Source organism: Rhizobium ruizarguesonis, from assembly GCF_017357285.1.
In the GTDB taxonomy this organism is placed as follows: Bacteria; Pseudomonadota; Alphaproteobacteria; order Rhizobiales; family Rhizobiaceae; genus Rhizobium; species Rhizobium ruizarguesonis.
Window position 1 is genome coordinate 3703703 of sequence record NZ_CP071678.1, and the last position, 25845, is coordinate 3729547.

Here is a 25845-nt window from a genome sequence, read left to right on the forward strand (position 1 = left end):
AGGAAGCCTAAGGACGCTCTGTCACTTCGAATCTGCGCATACTCCGTTTCGAAAATCGATTCCGATTTTCGGCGTTATGCGCTCGTCAAGCCGTGGCTTTCGCCTCTTCGCTGCTATCAGTCAACGCCTTTCTGACGATCGGCGCGACTTTCGTGCCGTAAAGCTCGATACCGCGCATGATCTCGGCATGCGGCATCAGACCGATCGCCATCTGCAGCAGAAAGCGGTCGTTCTTGAAAAGCGCGTGATGGGCGATGATCTTTTCGGCGACCGCCTCGGGATCGCCGACGAAGAGCGCACCATTCGGCCCGCGCGACATGTCGAAATGCGCCCGGTTCGTCGGCCCCCAGCCGCGCTCGCGGCCGATGCGGTTCATCACCTCGGCCTGCGGACCGTAGAACTGGTCGGCGGCGGCCTCCGTCGTATCGGCGATGAAGCCGTGGACGTTGATGCTGGTCTTAAGCTTCGCCTGATCCTGCCCTGCCCGGCGCGCGGCCTCGCGGTAGAGATCAAAGAGCGGCGCGAAACGGCGCGGCTCGCCGCCGATGATCGCCAGTGCCACCGGCAGGCCCAGCGCGCCGGCGCGCGCCACCGACTGCGGCGTACCGCCGACCGCAACCCACAACGGCAACGGATCCTGCAGCGGTCGCGGATAGACGCCGCGCCCGTTGATCGGCGCGCGAAGCTCGCCCTTCCACTCCACAACCTCGCTGTCGCGCAACGCCAGCAGCAGATCGAGCTTCTCCTCGAAAAGCTGGTCGTAATCTTCGAGATTATAGCCGAACAACGGGAAGGACTCGATGAAGGAACCGCGCCCGGCCATGATCTCGGCTCGGCCGTTGGAAATCAGGTCGAGCGTCGAAAACTGCTGGAAGACGCGCACCGGATCATCGGACGAGAGCACGGTGACCGCACTGGTCAGCCGGATGTTCTTCGTCTTGACGGCGGCCGCCGCCAGCGCGACCGCGGGAGCCGACGCCGCATAATCCGGCCGATGATGTTCGCCGAGCCCGAAGACGTCGAGCCCCACCTGATCGGCAAGCTCGATTTCCTCGATAAGATGCTTCAGCCGTTCGGCCGCTTCCGCGCCCTTGCTGCGGGAAGGGTTGGGATTGACGTCGGCGAATGTGTAAAGCCCCAGTTCCATTGTCGGCATCCTGTTGAATTCTCGGTTGAGATAAGGATGCCGGGGATAGAGCGCAAATACAAATTCTGGAACGGAATGTTCGAGAATTTCGATAGGCGGCATGATGTCTCTGACGATCTGGAAGATCGATCGAAGACCAATTCGAATCTGAATTCAACGACTTCGAAGCACCGGCGGAATCTTTTTTCGAACCGCCTCAAACCTTGCTTGAAGCGTCAGGACGACGCGGTCTCACCGCGCCGCTCACATCTTCGCCAGCAGCTCCGCCAGTTGGTCCGCAGCCTTGCCCCATCCTTCGTGGAAACCCATCTTCTCGTGTGCTTCCTTGTCCTCGGTGCGCCAGTGCAGCGCCTTGGCCGTATATTTCGTGCGACCGTTGCCGAGATCTTCGAGCAGGATGACGCCCGTGAAGAAAGATTTCTCGGAAGGCACCCGGGCGCTGGTATAGGCATCGGTGAAGACGATCTTCTCGTTCTCGACGATTTCGAGATAGACGCCACGGTTCGGGTATTGATTGCCCTCGGGGTCATGCATGACGACGACGCTGGAACCGCCGGGGCGGACGTCGAGCGTTGCTTCCGTCACACCCCAGGGACGCGGCACGAACCACTGCTTCAGCAAGGCGGGATCGGTCCATCCTTTGTAAATCTTCTCACGTGGCGCGTCGAATTCGCGAACGAGGACAAGTTCATGTTGCGTGCTGGCGGTCATGTCGACATCTCTCCATTTGAATGAAACCTGTTTCCTGTCAGGTTGTTACAAGGACGTGCCGAAGTTCGACGTTCCGACAACGCGCCGGCTTTTTCGCATTTTATTTTGCGATCGGCTGCGTGGCCTCTTCCTGCATCTTGTCGATCTGCCGGCGGATATGCGCTGCCTCGGCCGCCGAATGGGCGAGCGCAATGGCGCGGTCGAAGGCTTCTCGTGCCTGGCTGGTCAAGCCAAGCTGCTTCAGCAGCCCGCCCCGCAAGCCGTGATAGTAGAAATAGCCGCCGAGTTTTTCGCCAAGCGGATCGATGAGGTCGAGCGCATCCTGCGCACCCTGGAGCTTGGAGACGACGACGGCCCGGTTCAGCGTTATGACAGGCGACGGCTGGAGACGCTCCAGCGCGCGATAGAGCAGATCGATCTCCACCCAGTCTGTATCCTCGGCACGATTGGCGCGGGAATGAACAGCGGCGATGGCTGCCTGAATTTGATAAGGAGCGGGCTGACGATGGCGCAGCGCCTTGTCGAGCAGCGCCAAGGCCTCGTTGATGAAGGGTCGGTTCCAGAGCAACCGGTCCTGATCTTCGAGCAGCACGATCTCGTCTCCGGCGTTGAAGCGTGCCGGCCGGCGCGATATCTGCAGGAGCATGAGCGCAAGCAGCCCCATCAGTTCCGGTTCCGACGGGAAGATATGCAGCATCAACCGAGCTAGCCGGATCGCTTCGTCACTGAAGGCAGCCGCCTCATGCCTGGGATCGGCCTGGCTGTAGCCCTCGTTGAAGATCAGGTAGATCATTGTGCTGACGATCGAGAGCCGCTCGGCCCTCTCCTGCGGGCTCGGCGTTTCGAAAGGCACACCTGCCTTGGCGACGCGCGCCTTGGCCCGGGTGATGCGCTGTTCCATGGCGCTCTCGGAAACCAGGAAGGCACGCGCGATCTGCGGCACCGAAAGGCCGGAGACGATGCGCAGCGCCAGCGCGATCTGCTGGGTCGCGGGCAGATCGGGATGGCAGCAGATGAACAGCAGCCGCAGAATATCGTCGCGATAATTGGAATCGTCCAGCCGCTCGACGATGTCGCTTTCGGCATCCTCGGTATCGGAGATGACGTCCTCATCCGGCAGAGCCTGGATCTTCGCCCGCTTGCGCACCGCATCGATGCCGCTGTTGCGGCCGACGAAGATGAGCCAGGCTGTGGGATCGCGCGGCGGCCCTTTCTCCGGCCATGTCCGGATCGCCCTCAGACACGCCTCCTGAAACGCCTCTTCCGCGGTATCGAGATTGCGGAAATAGCGCAGCAGCGCGCCGAGCGCCTTCGGGCGAGCCGATGCAAGCGCGAGGTCGATCCAGGCAATGTCTGTCATGATGAAGCATCTCCGGGCCTGAAGACGTAGAAAGGCCGAATTTCGTAAGAGGTGGAACCTGGATTGACGGCCGATAGCTGCTTCGAGAAGACGATCGCCTCGTCGAGCGTTTCGAAGTCGACCACATAGAAGCCGAGAAGCGCCTCTTTCGTTTCCGCAAAAGGCCCGTCGATGACCAAGGGCTCGTCCCTGCCCTTGCGCACCGTGGTCGCAGCCGTCGTCGGCATCAGCCGACCGACAGGGCCGAGCCTGCCGGATGCGGCAAGCGGCTCCTGCACGGCGTAGAGTTTCTCCATGACGGCAGCTTCTTCCTCCTTGGACCAGGCGAAGACGGTTTCCTCATGGGCGTAACAAAGGATTGCATAAAGCATCGCTCACTCCTCTTTTTGAATGACGAAGGAGTAACCGCTTACCCGACAGGCCGCATCAAAAAATTATTGACCGGAAATTCGTGATCTTCCGAAGAACGGCGACCCCGTGGCTGAAGAAATGGCCGGGCGTCTGCCGGGACGAGCAGAGCCATAGTATGGCGCTGATCGCCCCTTAGCCCTCGCTCAAGGTCCGCTTGACCGCATTCTTCCAACCCTTGAGTTTTGCCGCCCGCACCTTCTCGTCCATCTCAGGCTCAAACCGCCGATCCCGTTTCCACGTCGCCGAAAAATCGTCCCGGTCCGGCCACACCCCTGCCCGGCTGCCGGCGAGCCAGGCCGCCCCCAACGCCGTCGTCTCCGGGATCACCGGGCGATCGACCGGCGCATCGAGCAGGTCGGCAAGGCGCTGCATCGTCCAGTTAGAGGCGACCATGCCGCCGTCGACGCGCAGCACCGTGTCCTCGGTGCCATTCTTCCAGTCCTTCTGCATGGCGTCGAGCAGGTCGCGGGTCTGATAGCAGACGGCTTCCAGTGCCGCCCGGGAGAGTTCCGCCGGACCGCTGTTGCGCGTCAGCCCGAAGATCGCGCCGCGCGCCTTGGCATCCCAATGCGGCGCGCCGAGACCGGTAAAGGCGGGCACGAGATAGACCTCCTGGGTCGGATCGGCCCTTTCGGCAAGCGCGTTGGTCTCCGCCGCGCTGCCGATGATTCCGAGTCCGTCGCGCAGCCACTGCACGGCTGCACCCGCGATGAAGATCGAGCCCTCCAGCGCATAGGTCGTCTCGCCGTTCAGGCGATAGGCGATAGTGGTCAGCAGCCGATTTTTGGAACGCACCATGTCAGCGCCGGTGTTGAGCAACGCGAAACAGCCGGTGCCGTAGGTCGATTTCATCATGCCAGGCGCAAAACACGCCTGGCCAATGGTTGCCGCCTGCTGGTCGCCGGCCACGCCGAGGATCGGGATAGCAGCACCGAAAATATCAGGGTCGACCGTGCCGAAATCGGCGGCGCAATCCTTCACTTCAGGCAGCATGGCGGCCGGCACTCTCAGAATATCGAGCAAATCCTCGTCCCAAGCGTTTTCGGCAATGTTGTACATCAGCGTGCGCGAGGCATTGGTGGCATCGGTGACGAAGCTTTTGCCGCCTGTCAGCCGCCAGATCAGGAAGGTGTCGATCGTGCCGAAACAGAGATCGCCCCTGGCAGCACGCGCCCGCGCGCCTTTCACGTTTGCCAGCATCCAGGAAAGTTTGGTACCGGAAAAATAAGGATCGAGGATGAGGCCGGTCTTCTTCGTGAACAGCCGCTCCAGATCCTGCCGTTTCAGATTGTCGCAATAGCTTGCCGTGCGCCGGTCCTGCCAGACGATGGCATTCTGGATCGGCCGGCCCGTCCCGCGCTCCCAGACGACGACCGTCTCGCGCTGATTGGTGATGCCGAGTGCGGCAAGATCCCTAGCCTCGATCCCGGCATCGCGCAGCGCCATGTGGACAGTGGAGACGACCGAATCCCATATCTCCTCGGGATCGTGCTCGACCCAGCCGGAGCGCGGATAGATCTGGGTGAATTCCTTCTGGCCCTTGCCGGCGACATGCATGTCGCCATCGAAGACGATCGCCCGCGTCGACGTCGTTCCCTGATCGATCGCCAGAACATATCCGCTCATGAAATCTCTCCCTTAACATGTCGATTATCGTGACAAATCAATAGGACACGGATGCGGGCGAGAAAAGCGAATAAAGCGGAATTGCCAGCCCGCCGGCTTTGGGCATAACCTCGCAGCTAACGCTGCAACGCAGCATCGTGATTTCAGGGAGAACAGCATGAGCAGAACAGTCGTCGTCACCGGTTCCACCAGCGGCATCGGCCTTGCGATCGCCACTGCCTTCGCCGAAACGGGCGACAACGTCGTTATCAACGGCTTCGGAAAAGCTGACGAAATCAAGGCGATCGCCGAACGGCTTGAATCATTGTCCAAAGGCCGGGCGCTCTATCATCCGGCCGACATGACAAAGCCGGCGGAGATCGCCGACCTGATCGAAACGGCAGCGAAAACCTTCGGCGGCGTCGATGTCCTGGTCAACAATGCCGGCATCCAGCACGTCGAGAAGATCGAGAATTTCCCGATCGAGAAATGGGATCAGATCATCGCGATCAATCTGTCGAGTTCCTTTCATACCATGCGCGCCGCGATCCCGCTGATGAAGGCTAAGAAGCACGGCCGCATCATCAACATCGCCTCGGCCCACGGGCTCGTCGCCTCCCCCTTCAAATCCGCCTATGTCGCGGCAAAACATGGTATATTAGGCCTGACGAAGACGGCGGCGCTGGAGCTTGCCGAATTCGGCGTGACCGTGAACGCCATCTGCCCCGGCTACGTGCTGACACCGCTCGTCGAGAAACAGATACCGGACACCGCCAAGGCGCGCGGCATGACCGAGGAGCAGGTGAAGAGCGAGGTCATCCTCAAGGCGCAGCCGACGCATGAATTCGTCAAGGCCGAGGAAATAGGCGCACTGTCGCTCTACCTCGCCAGCGATGCCGCCCGGCAGGTGACCGGAACGCACATCTCCATTGACGGTGGCTGGACGGCGGCTTAACCATTTGGAAAAACAACAACAGGAACATCATGAACGACAGTATCCGCTTCATCCTGAATGGCGAGGACATCACGCTCACCGATGTCAGGCCAACCGAGACGCTTCTCGATTTTCTGCGGTTGAAGCGGCGGCTGACGGGCACCAAGGAAGGATGCGCGGAAGGCGATTGCGGCGCCTGCACCGTGCTCGTCGGCCGGCTGGCCGATGGCAAGCTCACCTATGAATCGGTCAATGCCTGTATCCGTTTCATGGGCTCCTTACACGCTACGCATGTGGTGACGGTGGAGCATCTGGCCGGCAGGGACGGCGCGCTACATCCGGTGCAGCAGGCACTGGTCGATTGCCACGGCTCGCAATGCGGCTTCTGTACCCCGGGCTTCGTCATGTCGCTTTACGGTCTCTGGCTCGCCAAGGAAAAGCCCAGCCGCCAGGAAATCGAAAAGGCACTGCAAGGCAATCTCTGTCGCTGCACGGGCTACGAGCCGATCGTCAAGGCCGCCGAGCAGGTGAGCATGATGCGGCCGAGCACGCTCTTCGATCCGCTGCAGCGGACACGTTCGGAAATCGTCGCCCGGCTCTGGGCGATGCAGGCGAGCGGCACCATCAGCATTACGAATGGCGAAGACCGACTGATCGTACCGGCTTCCATGGAGGCACTGGCAGGAATCCTTTCGCAGGAACCCGACGCGACCATCGTCGCCGGCGCGACCGATGTCGGCCTCTGGGTGACGAAGCAGATGCGCAGGCTGAGCCCAGTGGTCTTCATCAGCCACCTCAGCGAATTGCAGTCGGTCACGGAAGGCGAGGACGGCGTCACCATCGGCGCCGGCGTCAGCTACACCAGGGCTTTCGAGGCGATCTCCAAGAAAATCCCGGCGCTCGGGCGGCTGATCGATCGCATCGGCGGCGAGCAGGTGCGCAACATGGGCACGATCGGCGGCAACATCGCCAATGGCTCGCCGATCGGCGACAGCCCGCCGCCGCTGATCGCGCTCGGCGCGACGCTGACGCTGCGCTCCGTAAACGGCACGCGCACGCTGCCGCTCGAGGATTTCTTCATCGCCTATGGCAAGCAGGACCGGAAACCCGGCGAATTCGTCGAAAGCGTCTATGTGCCCTATCCGGCGGGAACCAGCCGCTTTGCCGCCTACAAGATCACCAAGCGGCGCGACGAGGACATCACCGCCGTGCTCGGCGCTTTCCTGTTGACGCTTGACGAGGCCGAGATGATCGCCGACATCCGCATCGCCTTCGGCGGCATGGCGGCGACGCCGAAACGCGCCCGCACGGTGGAAGCCGAACTGATCGGCAAACCGTGGACGGAAGCGACGATCGAGGCAGCCCGCCCCGCATTCGATGTCGATTATCAGCCGCTGACCGACTGGCGCGCCACGGCGGAATACCGTCAGCTGACGACGAAGAACCTGCTGACGCGGTTCTATCTTGAGACCGTCGGCGCGCCGGCGGAGCTGAAGCGGTTCGAGGAGGTGGCGTGATGGAAGGATTAATCTTCAGCCTGATCTCCAAGACCTGGTCGCAAGCTTCGATGGGAACGGTCGCGGTCGCCTCCCCTCCCTCATTCCTGTCCTTGTCACAGGAATCCAGCGCGCCCAAGTCCTTGGGCGCGAGAGACCTTTCCTTAGCATCATATGAGTCGTTCACCGCGCAGACGCGCGGTGGCTGGATTCCTGTGACAGGCACAGGAATGAGGGAGTGCGGAGTAACCGCATCCCATCACTCCCTTCGCGGAGGACATCGCTGATGGACAAATCCACCTTCGAAGACCGCAAGGCCATCATCGCGGGCCCGATGCGCGGCTCGCTGCGGCATGATTCAGCGCATAAGCATGTCACCGGAACCGCCGATTATATCGACGATATTCCGGAACCCACAGGTCTGTTGCATGGCGCCCTCGGCCTCTCCGACCGGGCGCATGCCGAAATCCTCAGCATCGACCTTTCTGCGGTCGCCGCGCATCCCGGCGTCGTCTGGGTCTTCACCGGCAAGGATGTGCCCGGCGTCAACGACGTCAGCTCCAACGGCAGCCATGACGAGCCGCTGCTGGCCGAAACTTTAGTTCAGTTCCATGGCCAGCCGATCTTTGCCGTCATCGCCGAGACGCGTGATGCCGCCCGCCGTGCCGCACTGCTGGCAAAGATCGACTATCGCGACCTGCCGCATTGGACTGACATTGACGGCGCGCTCGCCAATGGCGGCCCGCTCGTCATCACTCCGATGACGCTACGGCGCGGCGAGCCGGACACGGAAATGACGAATGCCGCCATGCGTCTGAAAGGTCAAATGCGCATCGGCGGGCAGGAGCATTTTTACCTCGAAGGCCATATCGCTGTGGCCATCCCAGGCGAGGACGACGAGGTCACCGTCTGGTCTTCGACGCAGCATCCGAGCGAGATCCAGCACATCGTCGGCCACGTGCTCGATATTCCCTCGAACGCCGTGACCGTCAACGTGCGCCGCATGGGCGGCGGCTTCGGCGGCAAGGAGACGCAGGGCAATCAGTTCGCAGCACTTGCGGCTATCGCCGCCAAGAAGCTCGGCCGCGCTATCAAATTCCGTCCGGACCGCGACGAAGATATGAGCGCCACCGGCAAGCGCCATGATTTCCTCGTCGATTATGAGCTCGGTTTCGACGCCGAAGGCCGAATCCACGCGGTTGATGCGACCTATGCGGCGCGCTGCGGCTTCTCTTCCGATCTTTCAGGACCGGTGACCGACCGTGCCCTCTTCCATGCCGATTCCAGCTATTTCTATCCGCATGTGCACCTGACCTCGATGCCGCTGAAGACGCACACCGTCTCCAACACCGCCTTTCGCGGCTTCGGCGGGCCGCAGGGCATGCTCGGCGCCGAACGTTTTATCGAGGAGATTGCCTATGCCCTCGGCAAGGATCCGCTTGATGTCCGCAAGCTGAATTTCTACGGGCAGCCGGGCTCCGGGCGCACGCTCACCCCCTACCACCAGGAGGTCGAGGACAATATCATCGCCCGCGTCGTCGAGGAGCTGGAGGAAACGGCTGAATACCAGGCACGGCGCAACGCCATCATCGCCTTCAACCGCGACAGCCGCTATATCAGAAAGGGCATCGCGCTGACGCCGGTGAAATTCGGCATCTCCTTCACCATGACCGCCTTCAACCAGGCCGGCGCCCTCGTCCACATCTACCAGGACGGCTCGATCCACCTGAATCATGGCGGCACGGAAATGGGTCAGGGCCTCTACACCAAGGTGGCGCAGGTGCTGGCCGACAGCTTCCAGGTCGATATCGACAGGGTGAAGATCACCGCGACGACGACGGCCAAGGTGCCGAACACCTCGGCCACCGCCGCCTCCTCCGGCTCGGACTTGAACGGCATGGCCGCCTATGACGCCGCCCGCCAGATCAAGGAACGGCTGGTGGCCTTCGCCGCCGAGAAATGGGATGTTGGGGCCACCGACGTCGTCTTCCTGCCGAACCGCGTGCGCGTCGGCGAGATCGAGATCCCCTTCCCCGATTTCATCAAGCAAGCCTATTTCGCTCGCGTCCAGCTTTCCGCCGCTGGCTTCTACAAGACGCCGAAAATCCACTGGGACCGCAAGGCCGGGCGTGGCACGCCCTTCTATTATTTCGCCTATGGCGCCTCCTGCACCGAGGTGTCGATCGATACGCTGACAGGAGAATATCTGATCGACCGCACCGACATCCTCCACGATGTCGGCCGCTCGCTGAACCCGGCGATCGACATGGGCCAGGTCGAAGGCGCCTTCGTGCAGGGCCTGGGTTGGCTGACGACGGAAGAGCTCTGGTGGGACGACAAGGGTCGGCTGCGCACGCATGCGCCTTCCACCTACAAGATCCCGCTCGCTTCCGACCGTCCGAAGATCTTCAACGTGCGCCTTGCCGAATGGTCCGAGAACGCCGAAGCCACCATCGGCCGCTCCAAGGCCGTCGGCGAACCACCCTTCATGTTGGCGATCTCGGTGCTGGAAGCCTTGTCGATGGCGGTGGCAAGTGTGGCCAACTACAAGGTCTGCCCGAGGCTCGACGCGCCGGCGACGCCGGAGCGGGTGCTGATGGCGGTCGAGCGGATGAAACGAGTGTAGAGATGGGAACGCGTCCGGCTGGTTTGTTGCACCTGATGGTTGGTCGGGGCGGGCAGAGAGGCAGGAACGGCTCACCCACGCGCCCATCGGCCATCCACAGATGACCGACATCCACCCCTTCCTCGCCGCCCACCCAGACTGCATCCTCGTCGATATCACCGGCACGCAGGGCTCGACCCCACGCGAGGCCGGTACCTTCATGCTGGTATCGCAAACCGCATTGTGGGGCACGATCGGCGGAGGGCAGTTCGAGTTCATGGCGATCGCGAATGCGCGGGACATGCTCGCGGGAACTGGCGGGATGGCGCAGATGGATATCCCGCTCGGGCCTGACATCGGTCAGTGCTGCGGTGGGCGCACGCAGCTGCGGTTTCGCCGGGTGACGCAGGCGGTTGCCGAAGAAATCGAGGCCAGGTTAACCAGTGAGGTCGAGCGTCTGCCGGAGGTTTATCTCTTCGGTGCCGGCCATGTCGGCCGGGCGCTGGCAACAGCCCTTGCGCCGCTGCCGCTGTCGGTGACGGTCGTCGAGACGCGGCGGGAGGAACTCGCCAACCTGCCTTCCAAGACGAAGACGCGGCTCATGCCGATGCCGGAAGCACTGGTGAAGGATATTCCGGCCGGCGGCGCGGTCGTCATCCTGACGCACGATCACGCGCTGGATTTCCTCATCGCCCGCGAAGCGCTGGAAAGACCGGATCTCGCCTATGCCGGCATGATCGGCTCGGCGACCAAGCGCGCCACCTTCGCAAGCTGGCTTTCCTGTGAAGGCGGCGGAGAGCGCGGCTGGATGGAGCGGCTGACGCTGCCGATCGGCGGCGCGGCGGTCAGGGACAAGCGCCCTGAGGTGATCGCCGCCATGACCGCCGCCGAGATCCTGACGGCGCTTGGCGCCTACCGCATGCGCTCGTCTTCGTAGTAGGGATCGCGTCCGTCGAGGAAACCGAGATCGCGTTTGACGCGATCGGGCGCAGCACTGAGATCGAGCCGGGGCAGACGGCAGAAACGATCAGCGCCGCTTGCCAGCCAGCCGGCAAGACGCCGGAAAATCTGGATTCTCTGCTGCGGCCGGCCCTCTTCGATAACATGGCAGTCCATGACATCACCTCGATAGATTGATGGTATGAGTTGCAGTTTGCCGCCAAAAATGCTGCAATTCCAATCGAACGACCGTCTGCCTGCATCAAGAGAACTTATCCATGAAACTGTCGAAACAATTCCCGCTGAATGCGCTGCGCGTCTTCGAGGCCGCTGCCCGGCTTGGAAGTTTTACCAAGGCAGGCAATGAACTCGGCATGACGCAGACGGCCGTCAGCTATCAGATCAAACTGCTGGAGGAGAATGTCGGCGAGCCGCTTTTCCTGCGCCGTCCCCGCCAGATCGCGCTGACAGAGACCGGCGAGAGGCTGGCGCCGAAGGTGACTGAAGCCTTTGCCATGCTGCACGACGCGATGGCGACGGCGCGCGACAGCGTCGAAGGCACGCTCGCCATCAGTTCGACCCATACCTTCGCCTCGAAATGGCTGGCGCCGCGCCTCGGCTCCTTCCACTTGAAGCATCCGGCAATCGCGGTGCGCTTTCAGGCGAGCTCGGATATCATCGATTTCGCCCGCGAGCAGATCGATGTCGGCATCCGCTGGGGCGACGGCAACTGGCCGGGGCTGACGCTGCACCGGCTGATGGGCCTGGAGTTCACGCCGATGCTGAGCCCGAAGCTGGCGGAGACGGCAGGCGGCATCCGGGAGCCGCGCGATCTCCTGAAGTTCGATCTCTTCGACGCCGGTGACATCTGGTGGAAACAATGGTTCGAGGCTGCCGGCGTGACGGAGACGGATCTCGACCGGCGCCCGCGCAACCAGCTCGGCTCTCAGGCGGTGGAAGCCGACGCGGCGATCGCCGGCCATGGCGTCGCCATCCTTCATCCTGCCTTCTATGAGGCCGAGATCGCCCTCGGCCGGCTCTATCAGCCCTTCGAACTGACCCGCAGCGACGGCAAGGCCTACTGGCTCGTCTACCCTGAAAACCGTCGCAACGTGCCCAAGATCAAGGCTTTCCGCAACTGGATCCTTGAGGAGATGAAGGCAGCCGGAAATTAGATCGTCTCACACGGGACTCGATTCATGAGCCGAGTCCGGTCCTGTGGTCTCGCCTTCAATATCCCATTTCCGGTGCATAGAAACAGCGTGGCGTATCCTCGTTCGGGAACAGACAGAGATGATAGTCGTTGTCACCGGATTGCATCGCCTTCGTCATCGGCAGCAGGAAGACATGAGCATGCGTGACCAGCCGGTGGTCGCCCGGCAGCAGCGTCACGCGATATCCGCCTGGCGTCACAGCCACGCTTTTCGAAGGGATCATCTGGCAATCGCCACTATGACTGTCGCCGTTGCAACAATAGGGGTCATAACTCCACCCCGAAGGTGCGTCGTGAGCCGTCGCCAACGACGCATACGCAATCATCACACACGTCAGAATGCTGCGCATGGGCATCTTCTCCGTCGATGAATGCGCCGCCGATGATCTAACGGTTCTTATTTTACTCCGGCGGCCTGCAAAATAACTGTAATCGAGTCGTCGCAGTTCAAGATCTGCTGAATTAGCAGATTCAGTATAATGCACAGCCTTCTCGGCAGCTTTTAGGCACGCGACAGCAGATCAGCGATGCGACCGCGATCGGCAACTTCGGCAAAACCGCCGGAAATCATCAGCGGAGCGCCGAAGATCTCGACGAGCCCATTGCCGAGAATGACACCTTCGCCATCCCGACACGCGAGAATGGGTGTTGCCGTCGTCTCGCTGTAGCGTAGTAGCGCCGAGATATAGCCGGGATCGTCGTTCAGATGCGGGAAGAATTCGAAAGGCAGGAGATCAAGAGCCGCACCATCCTGCACCGCACCAGGCGAACCGCCGGAAAAGAGCGCGTCGACGGCGATTGTCGGCGTCATCAAAATCGCCCCGGCGCTGGTTCCGACAAGAATGCCGTCACCCAGTGCCCATGCACTCAACTTGTCCAGCATGTCGCTTTGCCGCAGCCTTCTCAAAAAATCGCCGGTGTGGCCGCCGGAAAGATGGATGGCGTTACAGGAAAACAGCCGGCTGATTTCCTCATCATTGGAAAGCGCGTCGAGATCGACGAAGGGATTGAGAAAAAGCCCGTACCTCATATAGTAACGCCGTTTCTCATCGAAAAACGCCCGCTGAGGGTCAGGACCGGACGTGATATAGCCGACGCGGTTCCCTCGCGAGAGGATAAGCGCCGCCAACCGCCGGTCCATCGGCGCGTTTTCGGCGATGACTTGATCGCTGTAGAGCGCGGTGATCATTCCATTGCTCCTTTAGCCGCGCCGGTCGTTGCGCGTGTGCAGTTCTTCAATCTCCTCTTCCCTCCCCGCCAAAATTTCCGCAATGTCACGAGTCGGAGGAAGATAGGGGAACTCGATGTATGAATATGCCATAGCATGGGAATGGCTCGCCTTCGCGGCACGCTGGTTCCATGTCATTACCGCGATCGCCTGGATCGGATCGTCCTTTTATTTTATCGCCCTCGATCTCGGACTGGTGAAACGCCCGCATCTGCCGCCCGGTGCCTATGGCGAGGAATGGCAGGTTCATGGCGGCGGCTTCTACCATATCCAGAAATATCTGGTGGCGCCCGCCCAGATGCCGGAGCACCTGACCTGGTTCAAATACGAGAGCTATTTCACCTGGATTTCCGGCTTCCTGATGCTGTGCATCGTCTATTACGGCGGCGCCGACCTCTTCCTGATCGACCGGCACGTGCTCGATATCAGCCCGCCCGTCGCGATCCTGATCTCGCTGGCGTCGCTTGCCCTCGGCTGGATCGTCTACGACCTGCTCTGCAAATCTCCGCTTGGGCGGAATACCTGGGGGCTGATGGCGGTGCTCTATGTCGTGCTCGTCTTCATGGCCTGGGGCTATACGCAGCTTTTCACCGGCCGCGCCGCATTCCTGCATCTCGGCGCCTTCACCGCGACAATCATGTCGGCCAACGTCTTCATGATCATCATTCCGAACCAGAAGATCGTCGTCGCCGACCTCATCGCCGGACGGGTTCCCGATCCCAAATATGGGCAGGTCGCCAAGCAGCGTTCGCTACACAATAACTACCTGACGCTGCCCGTCATCTTCTTCATGCTGTCGAACCATTATCCGCTCTCCTTCGGTACGCAGTTCAACTGGGTGATCGCCGCACTGGTCTTCCTAATGGGCGTCACCATCCGCCACTGGTTCAACACCACGCATGCCAGGAAGGGCCGGCCGACCTGGACCTGGATCGTCACCGTCATTCTCTTCATCCTGATCATGTGGCTTTCGACCGTGCCGAAGCTGCTGACGGGCGAAAGGGATGCGGCGGCGGTCGCGCCCGCCTTCCAGCAATTCGCCGGCGATCCGCATTTCCCCGCCGTCAAGCAACTGGTCTCGACGCGCTGTTCCATGTGCCATGCGGCCGAACCGGTCTATGAGGGTATCGTGCGGCCGCCGAAGGGCGTGATGCTCGAAAACGACGCGGAAATCGCCGCCCATGCCCGCGAGATCTATATACAGGCGGGCCGCAGCCATGCCATGCCGCCCGGCAACATCACCGACATCACGCCGGACGAACGCAAGCTGCTGGTCGCCTGGTTCGAGAGCGCAGTCGAAAGCAAGAAACAATGACGACGACACTCCTGCGCGGCCGCCTGCTTTCCTTCCATCGTGCACCGCTGAGCCTCGCCGACAGCCAAAGCTATCTTTACGAAGAGGACGGCGGCCTGCTGGTCGAAGATGGGCTGATCACGGCAATCGGCGCCTATGCCGACGTCAAGGCAAAAGCAGCCGCGGATACGGCTGAGATCGATCACCGCCCGCATCTGATCATGCCTGGCTTCATCGACATGCACCTGCATTTTCCGCAGATGCAGGTGATTGCCTCCTACGCCGCCAATCTGCTCGAATGGCTGAACACCTATACCTTTCCCGAGGAATGCCGTTTCGTCGAAAGTGCGCATGCCGAAAGGATCGCCACGCATTTCTACGACGAGTTGATCCGCCACGGCACGACGACGGCGGTCGCCTATTGCTCCGTGCACAAGACCTCGGCCGACGCCTTCTTCGCCGAGGCGATGCGGCGCAACATGCGCATGGTCGGCGGGAAGGTGATGATGGACCGCAATGCCCCGCAGGGCCTGCTCGACACGCCCGAGATGGGCTATGACGAGACCCGCCAGGTGATATCGGACTGGCACGGCAAGGGCCGCAACCACGTCGCCATCACCCCGCGCTTCGCCATCACCTCGACACCGGCGCAGATGGAAGCGACGTCAGCCCTTGCCCGCGAATTCCCCGACCTGCACATCCAGACGCATCTTTCCGAAAACCACGACGAGATCAAATTCACCTGCGAACTCTATCCCGACGCGCTCGACTATACCGACATCTACGCCCACTACGGCCTGCTCGGGCCGAAAAGCCTCTTCGGCCACGCCATACACCTGTCCGAGCGTGAGGCGGATGCGATGAGCGAGGCCGGCGCCGTCGCCGTGCATTGCCCGACCTCCAACCTCTTCCTCGGCTCCGGCCTGTTTCCGATGAAGGCGCTGGCGCGGCGTGAAAAACCGGTCCGTATCGGCGTGGCGACCGATATCGGCGGCGGTTCCAGCTATTCGATGCTGCGGACGATGGACGAAGCCTACAAGATCCAGCAGTTGCTCGGCGAACGGCTGAACCCGCTGGAAAGCTATTACCTGATGACGCGTGGCAATGCCGAGGCCCTGTCGCTGGCGGACCGGATCGGCACGCTGGAACCCGGCACCGAGGCCGATCTCGTCGTTCTCGATGCAACGGCAACACCCGCCATGGCGCTGAAGATGGAAGTGGTGAAGACGCTGCCCGAGGAACTCTTCCTGCTGCAGACGATGGGTGACGACCGGGCGATCGCCGAGACCTATGTGGCCGGTGTTGCGTTGAAGGCGGGGCTTCGATGACACGCCCTTTTACTCTCGAATTTGCACCGTGAAAGCAGCCCGGCACGGCCAATTTCCCATAACGCTCCCGCCAAATTCATGTTATGGCCGATGGCCGCATTCAGATGTGAAGGTTCAATTCATGGCCGACCCGCTCACCATCGCCGACCTGAAAAAGCTCGCCCGGCGCCGTGTGCCGAAGATGTTTTTCGACTATGCGGATTCGGGTGCCTGGACGGAATCGACCTACGCGGCGAACGAGAGCGATTTCAGCCAGATCAAGCTGCGCCAGCGGGTGATGGTCGATATGACCAACCGCACGCTGGCAACGACGATGATCGGCCAGAAAGTGTCGATGCCGGTGGCCTTGGCGCCGACCGGCCTGACCGGCATGCAGCATGCCGACGGCGAGATGCTGGCGGCACGCGCCGCCGAGGAGTTCGGCGTTCCCTTCACCCTCTCGACGATGAGCATCTGCTCGATCGAGGACGTCGCTTCGGTGACGACGCGCCCTTTCTGGTTCCAACTCTACGTGATGAGGGACAAGGATTTCGTCCTCAACCTCATCAACCGCGCCAAGGCCGCCAAATGCTCGGCGCTGGTGCTGACCGCCGATCTGCAGATCCTCGGCCAGCGGCATAAAGACCTGCGCAACGGCCTGTCGGCGCCGCCGAAATTCACCCCGAAACATGTCTGGCAGATGGCGACCCGGCCCTTCTGGTGCCTCGATATGCTGCAGACCAAGCGCCGCAGCTTCGGCAATATCGTCGGCCATGCGAAAAATGTCACCAATATCGCCTCGCTCTCCGCATGGACACACGAGCAGTTCGACCCGCGGCTATCCTGGGCCGATGTCGCCTGGATCAAAGAACAATGGGGCGGCCCGCTGATCATCAAGGGCATACTCGATCCGGAGGATGCGAAGGCGGCCGTCGACACCGGCGCCGATGCGATCGTCGTCTCCAATCACGGAGGCCGCCAGCTTGACGGCGCCCCCTCCTCGATCAGCATGCTGCCGAAGATCGTCGACGCCGTCGGCGACCGCATCGAGGTCCATCTCGACGGCGGCATCCGCTCCGGCCAGGACGTGCTGAAGGCCGTGGCGCTCGGTGCCAAGGGCACTTATATCGGCCGCCCCTTCCTTTACGGTCTCGGCGCCATGGGCAAGGAAGGCGTGTCGCTGGCGCTCGGCATCATCCGCAAGGAGATGGACATCACCATGGCGCTCTGCGGCAAGCGCGACATTAACGATGTGAATTCGTCGATCATCGCCGGACGGCAGTAAACCTGCCGGAGAAGCCAGCTTAGAAGAGGCGCGAGCCAGCCATCATGCAATCGACCGCATGCGATTCAGCATAGCGGCAGGCCGTCGCTTGCATCGAACAGAAGGATCGCGAAAATCACCAGACAGATGGCGAGGGCAAAACGCTGCCGCCAGACGATGCGGCGCGACCCGGCAATCCGCCTCTCCAAGCCAAGCGGCGCCCCGCCAGGCTTGCGAAGCTGCATTCGGGACAACAGGTCGTCGACGGCGGCAAGGCCGGCGGCCTCTGTCTCGTGGCTCGACGCAAGGCGAAACAGCAGCGCATCGAAGAGGAGATGGACCGCCAGCGCAAGGACCATCACGCAGAAAACGAGCATCAAGAGCCAGCCGAGCAATGGAACGAAGCCGCGATATCCCACGGCGATCGGGCCGGCAATCAGTGGCAGCAGCGCTGCCAGCCCGCAGCATATCGAATTGCGGCCGAGACTTCGCGCAGCCGCCGAGGCCGTGACATTCCACTGCGTCATTGCAAGCCCTCCGTCACGGCATGGAGGCTTTCCGCGGGCAGATGAACACGCCACCCTGTCCGTTCGACCCGCCGCACGGCTTCGGCTGGATCTTCGCAACGTCGGCTGATGAGCAGCCAATGCACGATGACGCAGGCACTCCGCTGGAAGCCGAGTGCACAGCAGACGAGGACCGGCCCTTGGTGGCGCGCAGTCTCGATGAGGTTCGCCGCGGCGAGCGTCTGGATCTTGTCGAGGGCCGCAAGATCAAGTGTGGGAAAGCTGCACCAGCGCGCGCGCGTCCCGCCCGGGCGCTGAAGTTCGCCGGTCATGTCGATCACCGTGGCAAAACGGTCGGCCTCGTGGCGACGCGGAAAACGACCGAGATGGACGCCGTCGGCGATCACCACCGATGCCGGCATTCTCCGGGTCCAGAGCCGAATGTTGATGAGAGCGCCGAGCCGATAAGGTGCCAGCAGCCAGCGGCTGGTAAGCGTGGCCCGGCCATCGACGCGTTTCTGGAATATTTGCGGGCCGGCGCCGAAATATCCGAGCGCGACGATCGCCAGCGCAACAGCCGGCCAGAGCAACAGAAGGGCTGCGGCCGAGAGAGGCGTGCAGAGCGCTCCAAGACCGAGAAATACGACGGCGCCGCACAGATAATAGAAGCCGAGACGGCGCGACTTTGGATCGCCGCTCATCGTAAAATTCGCGAGAGGCGAACCGGCATCGCGCGGAAAAAGCCAGATGGCAAACAGACCGAGCAGCATGCCGGTCGGTATGTCGATGATGTGATGCTGCCACGTGGTCAGCACGGAGACACCGATCAGGAAGCACCAGAGGTGCCAGAGAAGCCGCACCTTCCGCGGCAGCCGGCCGCGCAGATGATCCCAGATCACCACCAGGAGTGCGATATGGAGCGACGGCGCTTGATTGAACGGCTTATCAAAGCCACCGAGGACGGCGAACATGAAGCCCGGCAGGCCACTCGTTGCCGGCCGCACGAAGGTCGCTTCGAGCGGAAACGCGATAAAGCAGGCTACGGCTACTATCTGGATCGTCAGATAACGCCTCGCCAGCCTATCCACATCGCGCGGCACCGTGTTGATGAACAGGCAGAGTGCATAGAACAGATTGATCGACCAATAGGGAATGATCGTCCATCCGAGGAACGGAATGGCGCTTTCCCATGCGAAGGCGACGTTCGGCACATGAGCGCGTTGCGATGCCAGCCAATTGGCGCCGCCATAGCTCAGATAGAAGGACGGCGCCAGGAAGGCGAGCCAGAGCGCTGCCCGCTTCGGGACCAGCGCTGTCTGGGAAAAAGTTGAACGTACCTTCTCCACGCTTTGCCCTCAGACTCTCTCGGCCAGCGAGACGGTGAAAATGCCCCACTGGTCGATCCGCTGCTCGATCTTGCGGAAACCGGCTGCGGCAACCAGCTGGTCCATTTCCTCTTGCGTCCGCCGCCGCATCACCCACGCCTCGCCGCCGCGGTGCGACGTCAGGGCGCGGGCGATCATCTCCAGTTGCGGATGCCATGGCTGGTTGGTGTAGACGAGCAGACCACCGGGCTGCATCGCGCGGGCGATCCCATTGAGCGAAGCGGCGATCAGCGCATTGTCGGAAAACAGCTCGTAAAGGCCGGAGACGATCGCGAGATCCGGAGCCGGCGTGATTGCAGCCAGCCCCTCGCGGTCAAAGGCATCCTGCTGGCGGAAGCTCACGAAATCACTCAGTCCGCGCGTGGCAATGCTCTTGCGGCCGGCGTCGACGTTGATGGAGGAATAGTCCTGCAACCGCGCGCTATCGGGACGCACGGCAGCCGTCTCGATCGCATCAAGGACATAACGGCCATGCCCGGCCGCTATATCGAGCATGTGGGTACTGCGGCCGGCGGCTTTCAGGCGCTGCAGCGCGCGGTCGATCAGCTCCTGCAGGTGCAGCTTGCGCTGCCTGATGCCGCGCCAGCCGATCGCCTCGAGGAACACCTTGTCGATCAAACGCCCGCCGGGACCAAGCCCGCGCGGCTTGTTCTCGTAGACGTAATCGAGCGTCGAGCCGGAATCAAAACCGGTCTTGACCCCAGTCCTTATGCCTTCGGAGACCAGGGCGCCGATCTTGATGTTGAGACGGCTGAGCGCCCAGTAGACGCCGCGTGGGGATGTGGCATCCAGCGGGCTCGCGAGCCGGTCGGCCTCGTCCTTGGTATAGCCCTGGATATGGGCGGTGCGAAGATCAGCAGGCGCCCGAGGCTCGGCGAAACGCGCGTCGATAAAACGGCGGACCTCGGCCAGGGCAATCGCGCGGTCCTTTTCGCCGAGCGTGTCATGGTAGAAGCCGGCAAGCACATGCCGTTCCTTGATGCGGCTGCCCAGGTTTTCGTAAAACCGGTGCTGCGGCGCGTGTCGAACCACCCAGTCGCTGCCGGAGATCAGCAATTGGGTCGGAACGGTGATGGCGCGGGCGTCACCGACGACGCGGGCTGCCGCCTCATAGAGCTGCAACAGGATGTTGGAGGCAATCGGCCGGGAGATCAATGGGTCGGATTCGTACGAGGCGATGCGCTCGGGATCATGCGTCAGGAACTTCGCCTTGACATAGGAATTGACGAAGAACGTTCCCTTGAGCTTTTCCCAGAGTGCAATGCCTTCTTTGGCAAAAGGCACGTAGAGCTTGACGCTGAATGCTGGTGAGGCAAGCACCAGCGCACGGATCGGCGGCGCATAGTCGTGCACCCAGGTGGTGGCGAGGACCGCGCCGACGCTCTGTGCAATGACGGCGATGTTTTCGACAGCAGTGCCGCTTGTCTCGCTTACATGGCGGACGAAGCAATCGAGATCACGCGCCGAGGCAGCAAAGGATGGCGAATAGCCGCGCTCTCCCGGTGAACGCCCTTGGCCGCGTGCATCCCAGGCGTAGAAGGAAAAATCATCGAGGCCGAGCTCGGTGGCGAGATGGGCGACGCGGCCGCTATGCTCGTGGCCGCGATGGAGAAGAATGATTACGCCCTTCGGTGCAGCGCCCGTCGAAGGCCACGTCCGATAGAAGAGTCGAGTGCCATCATGCGACTCGAATTCGGATTCACGCATTGGTCTGGCCGTCGAGGACGGTTGCCCACTATCGGCAGTTTGCAGCACGGTCTTCTCCAATTCTGATGGGTGGATGGGTTGCAACCATTGACGGGAACAGTGATTTGTCTTCATTGCAAAAGTCTAGTCGCAAATGTAAGCCCTTTGCGAGAACCGATATGAAGTGTGGCCTTCCTCAAAATACGACGATCTGCACCGCCCGAGCCGGGATAGACTTTTCCGATGCCACGAAATTCCACTGAGGTAGCATGTCTGTCTATCAATTGAAGTCCAGATTTCAAAATATTCTTCGCCCTCTGGTGCGCTCCCTCGCGGCACGAGGCGTCACCGCCAATCAGGTGACTTCAGTTGCCGCCGCCGTCTCGGTTGCATTGGGCCTTTTTCTGAGTGTCGCCCCGCTTCCGCATTGGTTCCTGCTGGTGCCTGTATGGTTTCTCCTGCGCATGGGCCTCAACGCCATCGACGGCATGCTCGCACGCGAACATGGACAGAAGAGCATTTTAGGCGCGTATCTGAACGAGATCGGTGACGTCGTGTCGGATGTCGCCCTGTATTTGCCGTTTGCGCTCATCGATCCGAACGGCTTGGTACCGGCGATGGCCGTCATATTCCTCTCGGCGCTGACGGAATTTACCGGCGTTCTGGGTCAAACGGTCGGGGCAAGCCGGCGTTACGACGGGCCGCTGGGCAAGAGCGACCGCGCGGTGCTTTTCGGCGCGCTCGGCATCTTTGTCGCGGTTGGCGGTACGTTTGCAGCATGGACTTCGTGGCTTTGGGCGGTGGTGGCTCTACTTCTCATATGGACCATCCGCAACCGTATCAGCGCCGGTATTCGCGAGGCGCACACGGCCGCCCGATAGGGAGCGGAGCCGATCTGCTGCTGCCAGTTCTTCCATCGGCAAATGTGATCCGGAACTGTATCGAGGCTTTTTGCCGCCGGTCACGCGTTAGGCTTCAAGGGTCCGTAACTCTTTTCAGCAGGCTGCTCACTGCCGCCGGCGGTGGCTCGCGACATATCTCGACAATCGATGCTGCCTCTGTCCTCCTAACCGCACGTTAAGTCCAGGTTGTATTTTTAGCGTCACCTCTTGAAAGCACAAAAGCGGTGCTTTATGTTTTACCTATGGCTACCACAGGCAAGACATCGCATCCATCACTGCTGCGCTACACGCTGGCGCCTGACGACAGTGCCCGGCAGGCGCTTGATGACACCATTGCCGCCTATCTCAGGATGATCGAAATCCTGACCGGCCTCGTCACCGACAGGACGGGCGCCAATCTCGTCGTGCTGCATGACCTTGCCTATGAAACCGTCCGCGAGCAGACGGGCTTGCCGGCAAGGCTGGTCACGCTCGGCCTTCGCGATTTCGCCGCCAATCGCGGCGTCACCGCCGATCCACCGCATCTGCCGCTCGATGACAAGCTCTTCGCCATCAAAGGCCCCGCGGACCTGACGATCGCCACGGTGCACGGACGTGTTGCCGTGCCCTTCGATGTCGCGGGTTATTCCAGGGGATGGGAGAGTATTTTTCCGGCCTACCTCGTTGCAGGCCAGGATCGCTACGAGATTCACATCGGCGTTACGCCGAATTCCGCTCGGATGGAGGAAAACATGACGAACGAAGGCATTCTCTCACGTATGGGCCGTCTGATCGCGGGCATCGCGAATGCGGCGGTCGACAAGGCGGAAGGCGTCAACAAGATCGCCGTCATCGAACAGGCGATCCGCGAAATCGACGCAGCGGCGGATGAGGCCCGCACCGATCTCGGCAAGGCGCGCGCCGAGGAATATCGCATCCAGAGCCGCAGGGACGAAATCGTCGAAGACCTGAACGCGCTCGACCAGAAGATCCGCCTCGCTGTCTCGTCTCAGCGCGATGACCTGGCAAAGGCCGGCGTTGCCCGCCAGATCGATCTCGAATCCCAGATCGCAGCTCTGGATAAGGCACTGGCCGATGCCAGGGAACAGCTGGACGAAGGCCAGAAAGCCTTGCAGGCCGTGCTCGCCACGCGCCGCGAGGCGGACGCTCGCCTTGCCGATTTCAAGCGCAGCATTGCCAGGCATCCCGAACACGCCGCAACCGGTCATAGCCAGCCCGCACCGGGTGCAGATGCTGCCCGCGCTGCCGCGGCAGTCTCTCGGCTGACCGGAGTTCCCGCTGGCGAGCATGCCCATAGTTCCGAATTGGACGAACTCGACCGGTTGCACCGCGAACAGGCGATCGAGGCACGCCTCGCACGCTTCAAGGCGGATAACCGGTAACGCCGATGGCCCTTCTCTTCGCACCCGAATGTGCTCCCTTTGCCATCGCCGCCGCCGTGCTTGCAGGTCTGACCGCGATCGAGATGCTCGCGATGGTCATGGGTTTTTCTGTGACGGAATTTCTGGGAAAGCCGGAGGTTCATGGCCATGACGGCATCCTGGCATACCTGTCCTGGCTCAATCTCGGCGGTGTCCCCCTGCTGATTCTTCTGATGATGACACTCGGCTTCTTCGCGATGACGGGGTTTACCTTGCAGGCCGTCGCCAGCGCCTTCTGGGCGCCGCTGCCAAGCTTCATCGCCGTCATACCTGCCGCGCTCGCAACCATCCCCATGGTCAGGGCATCGAGCAGAACTGTGGCACGGCTCGTACCGCACGACGAAACCTATGCCGTCGATCTCGACGCCTTCCTCGGCCGGACCGCCGAGGTGTCGATCGGCCCGCTCGATCAGGGACTGCCGGGCCGCGTCCGTGTCAAGGATCAGCACGGAAACTGGCATGTGCTTCGAGCCCGAGCCGCCAAGGGCGAGGGTCCGCTTGGGATCGGCGCTTCGGTTCTTCTCGTCGATCACAAGGCAAATGTCTTTATCGCCATTCCCGCGCCGGTCGACCCCACCGATGCGAACAATCAATCTTTCAGGGAGCAGCAATGATGTACGACGTTATTCTACCAGCCGGCATTGGGATTGTTCTGATCTTCGGCATCGGTTTTGTCCTCGCCTCTCTTTACACGCGCTCCAGTCGCGATGAGGCCTATGTGCGCACCGGTCTCGGCGGCCAGAAGGTCGTGCTCGACGGCGGTTCAGTCGTCCTGCCGATCTTCCATTCGACCGCCCGGGTCAACCTGAAGACACTGCGCCTCGAGGTTCGCCGCGGCGAAGGCGATGCGCTGATCACCAAAGACCGCATGCGCGTCGATATCGGCGCCGAGTTCTATGTGCGCGTGAAACCCGATGCCTCCTCGATTGCGCTTGCAGCTCAGACACTCGGCAACCGCACCAACGACGCCGAGGCCCTCCGCATCTTGATCGAGGCGAAATTCGTCGACGGCCTTCGCTCGGTGGCCGCGACGATGAATCTCGACGCGCTGCAGGAACAGCGCATGGATTTTGTCAAGGCCGTGCAGGAAGCTGTCGGCGCCGATCTCCAGTCGAACGGTCTCGAACTCGAATCCGTGTCGCTGACACGCCTCGACCAGACCGATATCAAGCATTTCAACGCCAACAACTTCTTCGACGCACAAGGCCTGGCGGCATTGACCCGCATCACCGAGGGACGCAAGAAGGAGCGGAACGAGATCGTTCGCGACACCGAAGTCGCCATCGCCCAGAAGGATCTCGAGGCCCGCCAGCAATCGCTGACCATCGAGCGGACGAAGCGAGAGGCCGAACTCAGCCAGGAAAGAGACATCGCCAACAAATCCGCGGCGACACGCGCCGAAACCGCGCAGCAGGAGCAGGCCGCAAAACGCGCCGAGGAGGAAGCCCGCATCGCTTCCGAACAGGCGATCGCCGAACGCGAGGCATCCGCCAAGCAGGCTCGCGAAAGCGCCAACATCGACGCCGCCCGCGCCGTCCAGCAACGCGAAACCGAAGCCAAGCGTGACCTCCAGATCGTGGCACAGGAGAGCGCGATCGCCGTTGCCAACAAGAGCCGCGAAGAATCCGAAGCGAAGGCGGCTGCGGAAACGGCCCGCGCGCTGGCGATAGCGGCGGAGGAAAAAGTCGGCACCGCCAAGGCGATCGAGATTGCCGAACGCGAAAAGCAGATTGCCGTGATTGATGCGCGCAAGAAAGCCGAGACGGAAGCAACCGCCGTCACCGTCGGCGCGGAGGCCGAAAAACAGGCAGCAAGCGACCAGGCCGAAGCCATCAAGACGCTCGCAACCGCCGAGGCGGATGCGGCGATCATCAAGGCCAAGGGCATTCTCGAAACCGGCAAGGCCGCGGCCGAGAGCGAAGCATTGCTCAACGACGCGCGCAACAAGTTGAGCTCTGCTATCATCGAGTTCGAGATCACCCGCGAACGTATCCGCATCATTCCGCAGGCGCTCGCCGAGGCCGTCAAGCCGATCGAGAAGATCTCCGATATCAGGATATTCGATACCGGCGGCATGCTCGGCCGCGGAAACGGAGCGACCGGCGGAAACGGCATCGGGCTCGGCGAAGGACTGGCCAGCCAGCTCCTCTCCTATCAGGCGAATAAACCGATCCTCGACAAATTGCTGAAGGAAGCCGGCTTCGACGGCGACGATGCCATCTCATCTCTTCTCGGAAATCTCGAAGGCGCAAAACCAGCAAGACCTGCAACCGCCGCAGCCCCGGCAAAGCCGGCAACACCGGCCGCAGCCCCGACACAAACGATCATCCCTCCGGCCCCGAAGCCGGCACCAAAGAAGGACTGATCACCGCACAAGCGGGTCTGGACCAGAACAGGATGATTTTAGGCCGGTTCGGCCTAAAATCTGAAT

Annotated in this window: 23 protein-coding genes; 12 read left to right on the forward strand and 11 right to left on the reverse strand. The window is 61.7% G+C overall.

Annotated features, from left to right (window positions below):
* Positions 1-85 precede the first annotated feature (85 nt).
* The 5 genes from J3P73_RS18365 to glpK all read right to left on the reverse strand — a co-directional run bounded on the left by J3P73_RS18365 (position 86) and on the right by glpK (position 5255).
* Complete coding sequence (locus J3P73_RS18365; protein WP_024319480.1) at positions 86-1147, reverse strand: LLM class flavin-dependent oxidoreductase; 1062 nt, start codon at positions 1145-1147, stop codon at positions 86-88.
* Positions 1148-1390: 243 nt separating this feature from the next.
* Entirely contained in the window at positions 1391-1858 is a 468-nt protein-coding gene (locus J3P73_RS18370) for an SRPBCC family protein (RefSeq protein WP_130692407.1), read from the reverse strand.
* Positions 1859-1958: 100 nt separating this feature from the next.
* A complete protein-coding gene (locus J3P73_RS18375; RefSeq protein ID WP_024319479.1) occupies positions 1959-3218 on the reverse strand; it encodes an RNA polymerase sigma factor in 1260 nt (419 codons plus the stop codon).
* Positions 3215-3589, reverse strand: a complete 375-nt coding sequence (locus tag J3P73_RS18380) for a YciI family protein (protein WP_018073880.1) — start codon at positions 3587-3589, stop codon at positions 3215-3217. The genes J3P73_RS18375 and J3P73_RS18380 overlap by 4 nt, the downstream gene beginning before the upstream one ends.
* Before the next feature lie 172 nt (positions 3590-3761).
* Complete coding sequence (gene glpK, locus J3P73_RS18385; RefSeq protein WP_207579678.1) at positions 3762-5255, reverse strand: glycerol kinase GlpK; 1494 nt, start codon at positions 5253-5255, stop codon at positions 3762-3764.
* A gap of 157 nt (positions 5256-5412) precedes the next feature.
* Here glpK and J3P73_RS18390 point away from each other — a divergent pair, with 157 nt between their 5' ends.
* The 4 genes from J3P73_RS18390 to xdhC all read left to right on the forward strand — a co-directional run bounded on the left by J3P73_RS18390 (position 5413) and on the right by xdhC (position 11206).
* Complete coding sequence (locus J3P73_RS18390; RefSeq protein WP_130656003.1) at positions 5413-6189, forward strand: 3-hydroxybutyrate dehydrogenase; 777 nt, start codon at positions 5413-5415, stop codon at positions 6187-6189.
* A gap of 29 nt (positions 6190-6218) precedes the next feature.
* A complete protein-coding gene (xdhA, locus tag J3P73_RS18395; RefSeq protein WP_130682156.1) occupies positions 6219-7685 on the forward strand; it encodes a xanthine dehydrogenase small subunit in 1467 nt (488 codons plus the stop codon).
* Between the two features lie 265 nt (positions 7686-7950).
* Positions 7951-10290 (forward strand): xanthine dehydrogenase molybdopterin binding subunit, encoded by a 2340-nt coding sequence (gene xdhB / locus J3P73_RS18400; protein ID WP_130675594.1) that lies wholly within the window; start codon positions 7951-7953, stop codon positions 10288-10290.
* Positions 10291-10390: 100 nt separating this feature from the next.
* On the forward strand, positions 10391-11206 hold the full coding sequence (gene xdhC, locus J3P73_RS18405; protein ID WP_130692411.1) for a xanthine dehydrogenase accessory protein XdhC: 816 nt from the start codon (positions 10391-10393) through the stop codon (positions 11204-11206).
* Here xdhC and J3P73_RS18410 read toward each other — a convergent pair.
* Positions 11182-11385: a hypothetical protein gene (locus J3P73_RS18410; protein ID WP_018073874.1), complete on the reverse strand. Its 204-nt coding sequence runs from the start codon at positions 11383-11385 to the stop codon at positions 11182-11184. The genes xdhC and J3P73_RS18410 overlap by 25 nt on opposite strands.
* Before the next feature lie 101 nt (positions 11386-11486).
* Between J3P73_RS18410 and gcvA the strand changes: the two genes are divergently transcribed.
* Positions 11487-12383, forward strand: coding sequence for a transcriptional regulator GcvA (gene gcvA, locus J3P73_RS18415; protein ID WP_018073873.1), 897 nt, complete (start codon positions 11487-11489; stop codon positions 12381-12383).
* A gap of 55 nt (positions 12384-12438) precedes the next feature.
* On the opposite strand, the gene J3P73_RS18420 is transcribed toward gcvA, so the two are convergent.
* Positions 12439-12771: a hypothetical protein gene (locus J3P73_RS18420; RefSeq protein WP_018073872.1), complete on the reverse strand. Its 333-nt coding sequence runs from the start codon at positions 12769-12771 to the stop codon at positions 12439-12441.
* A gap of 152 nt (positions 12772-12923) precedes the next feature.
* A complete protein-coding gene (locus J3P73_RS18425) occupies positions 12924-13610 on the reverse strand; it encodes a Type 1 glutamine amidotransferase-like domain-containing protein (RefSeq protein WP_130692413.1) in 687 nt (228 codons plus the stop codon).
* A 115-nt stretch (positions 13611-13725) separates the two neighbouring features.
* Between J3P73_RS18425 and puuD the strand changes: the two genes are divergently transcribed.
* The 3 genes from puuD (at position 13726) to J3P73_RS18440 (ending at position 17535) form a co-directional block, all read left to right on the forward strand.
* Entirely contained in the window at positions 13726-14964 is a 1239-nt protein-coding gene (gene puuD / locus J3P73_RS18430) for a urate hydroxylase PuuD (protein ID WP_024319472.1), read from the forward strand.
* Positions 14961-16271, forward strand: coding sequence for a guanine deaminase (gene guaD, locus J3P73_RS18435; protein ID WP_130692415.1), 1311 nt, complete (start codon positions 14961-14963; stop codon positions 16269-16271). Before puuD ends, guaD begins: the two co-directional genes overlap by 4 nt.
* Before the next feature lie 121 nt (positions 16272-16392).
* Positions 16393-17535 (forward strand): alpha-hydroxy acid oxidase, encoded by a 1143-nt coding sequence (locus tag J3P73_RS18440; protein WP_018073868.1) that lies wholly within the window; start codon positions 16393-16395, stop codon positions 17533-17535.
* 65 nt (positions 17536-17600) lie between these two features.
* Here J3P73_RS18440 and J3P73_RS18445 read toward each other — a convergent pair whose 3' ends face one another.
* Genes J3P73_RS18445 through J3P73_RS18455 form a run of 3 tightly spaced genes read right to left on the reverse strand, consistent with a single transcriptional unit; the run spans position 17601 to position 21160 of the window.
* Positions 17601-18041, reverse strand: a complete 441-nt coding sequence (locus J3P73_RS18445) for a hypothetical protein (protein ID WP_018073867.1) — start codon at positions 18039-18041, stop codon at positions 17601-17603.
* Positions 18038-19366, reverse strand: a complete 1329-nt coding sequence (locus J3P73_RS18450) for a phosphatase PAP2/dual specificity phosphatase family protein (RefSeq protein WP_130692417.1) — start codon at positions 19364-19366, stop codon at positions 18038-18040. Before J3P73_RS18450 ends, J3P73_RS18445 begins: the two co-directional genes overlap by 4 nt.
* Before the next feature lie 9 nt (positions 19367-19375).
* Positions 19376-21160, reverse strand: a complete 1785-nt coding sequence (locus J3P73_RS18455; RefSeq protein ID WP_130682164.1) for a bifunctional alpha/beta hydrolase/class I SAM-dependent methyltransferase — start codon at positions 21158-21160, stop codon at positions 19376-19378.
* Between the two features lie 200 nt (positions 21161-21360).
* Between J3P73_RS18455 and J3P73_RS18460 the strand changes: the two genes are divergently transcribed.
* The 4 genes from J3P73_RS18460 (at position 21361) to J3P73_RS18475 (ending at position 25779) form a co-directional block, all read left to right on the forward strand.
* A complete protein-coding gene (locus J3P73_RS18460) occupies positions 21361-21972 on the forward strand; it encodes a CDP-alcohol phosphatidyltransferase family protein (RefSeq protein WP_018495251.1) in 612 nt (203 codons plus the stop codon).
* A gap of 245 nt (positions 21973-22217) precedes the next feature.
* Positions 22218-23375 carry a PspA/IM30 family protein gene (locus J3P73_RS18465; RefSeq protein ID WP_130692419.1) on the forward strand — a complete coding sequence of 386 codons (1158 nt, stop codon included), beginning with the start codon at positions 22218-22220 and terminating at the stop codon, positions 23373-23375.
* A gap of 5 nt (positions 23376-23380) precedes the next feature.
* Positions 23381-24028, forward strand: coding sequence for an OB-fold-containig protein (locus J3P73_RS18470; protein WP_130692421.1), 648 nt, complete (start codon positions 23381-23383; stop codon positions 24026-24028).
* Complete coding sequence (locus J3P73_RS18475) at positions 24025-25779, forward strand: flotillin family protein (protein ID WP_130692423.1); 1755 nt, start codon at positions 24025-24027, stop codon at positions 25777-25779. The genes J3P73_RS18470 and J3P73_RS18475 overlap by 4 nt, the downstream gene beginning before the upstream one ends.
* The last annotated feature ends 66 nt before the right edge of the window (positions 25780-25845 follow it).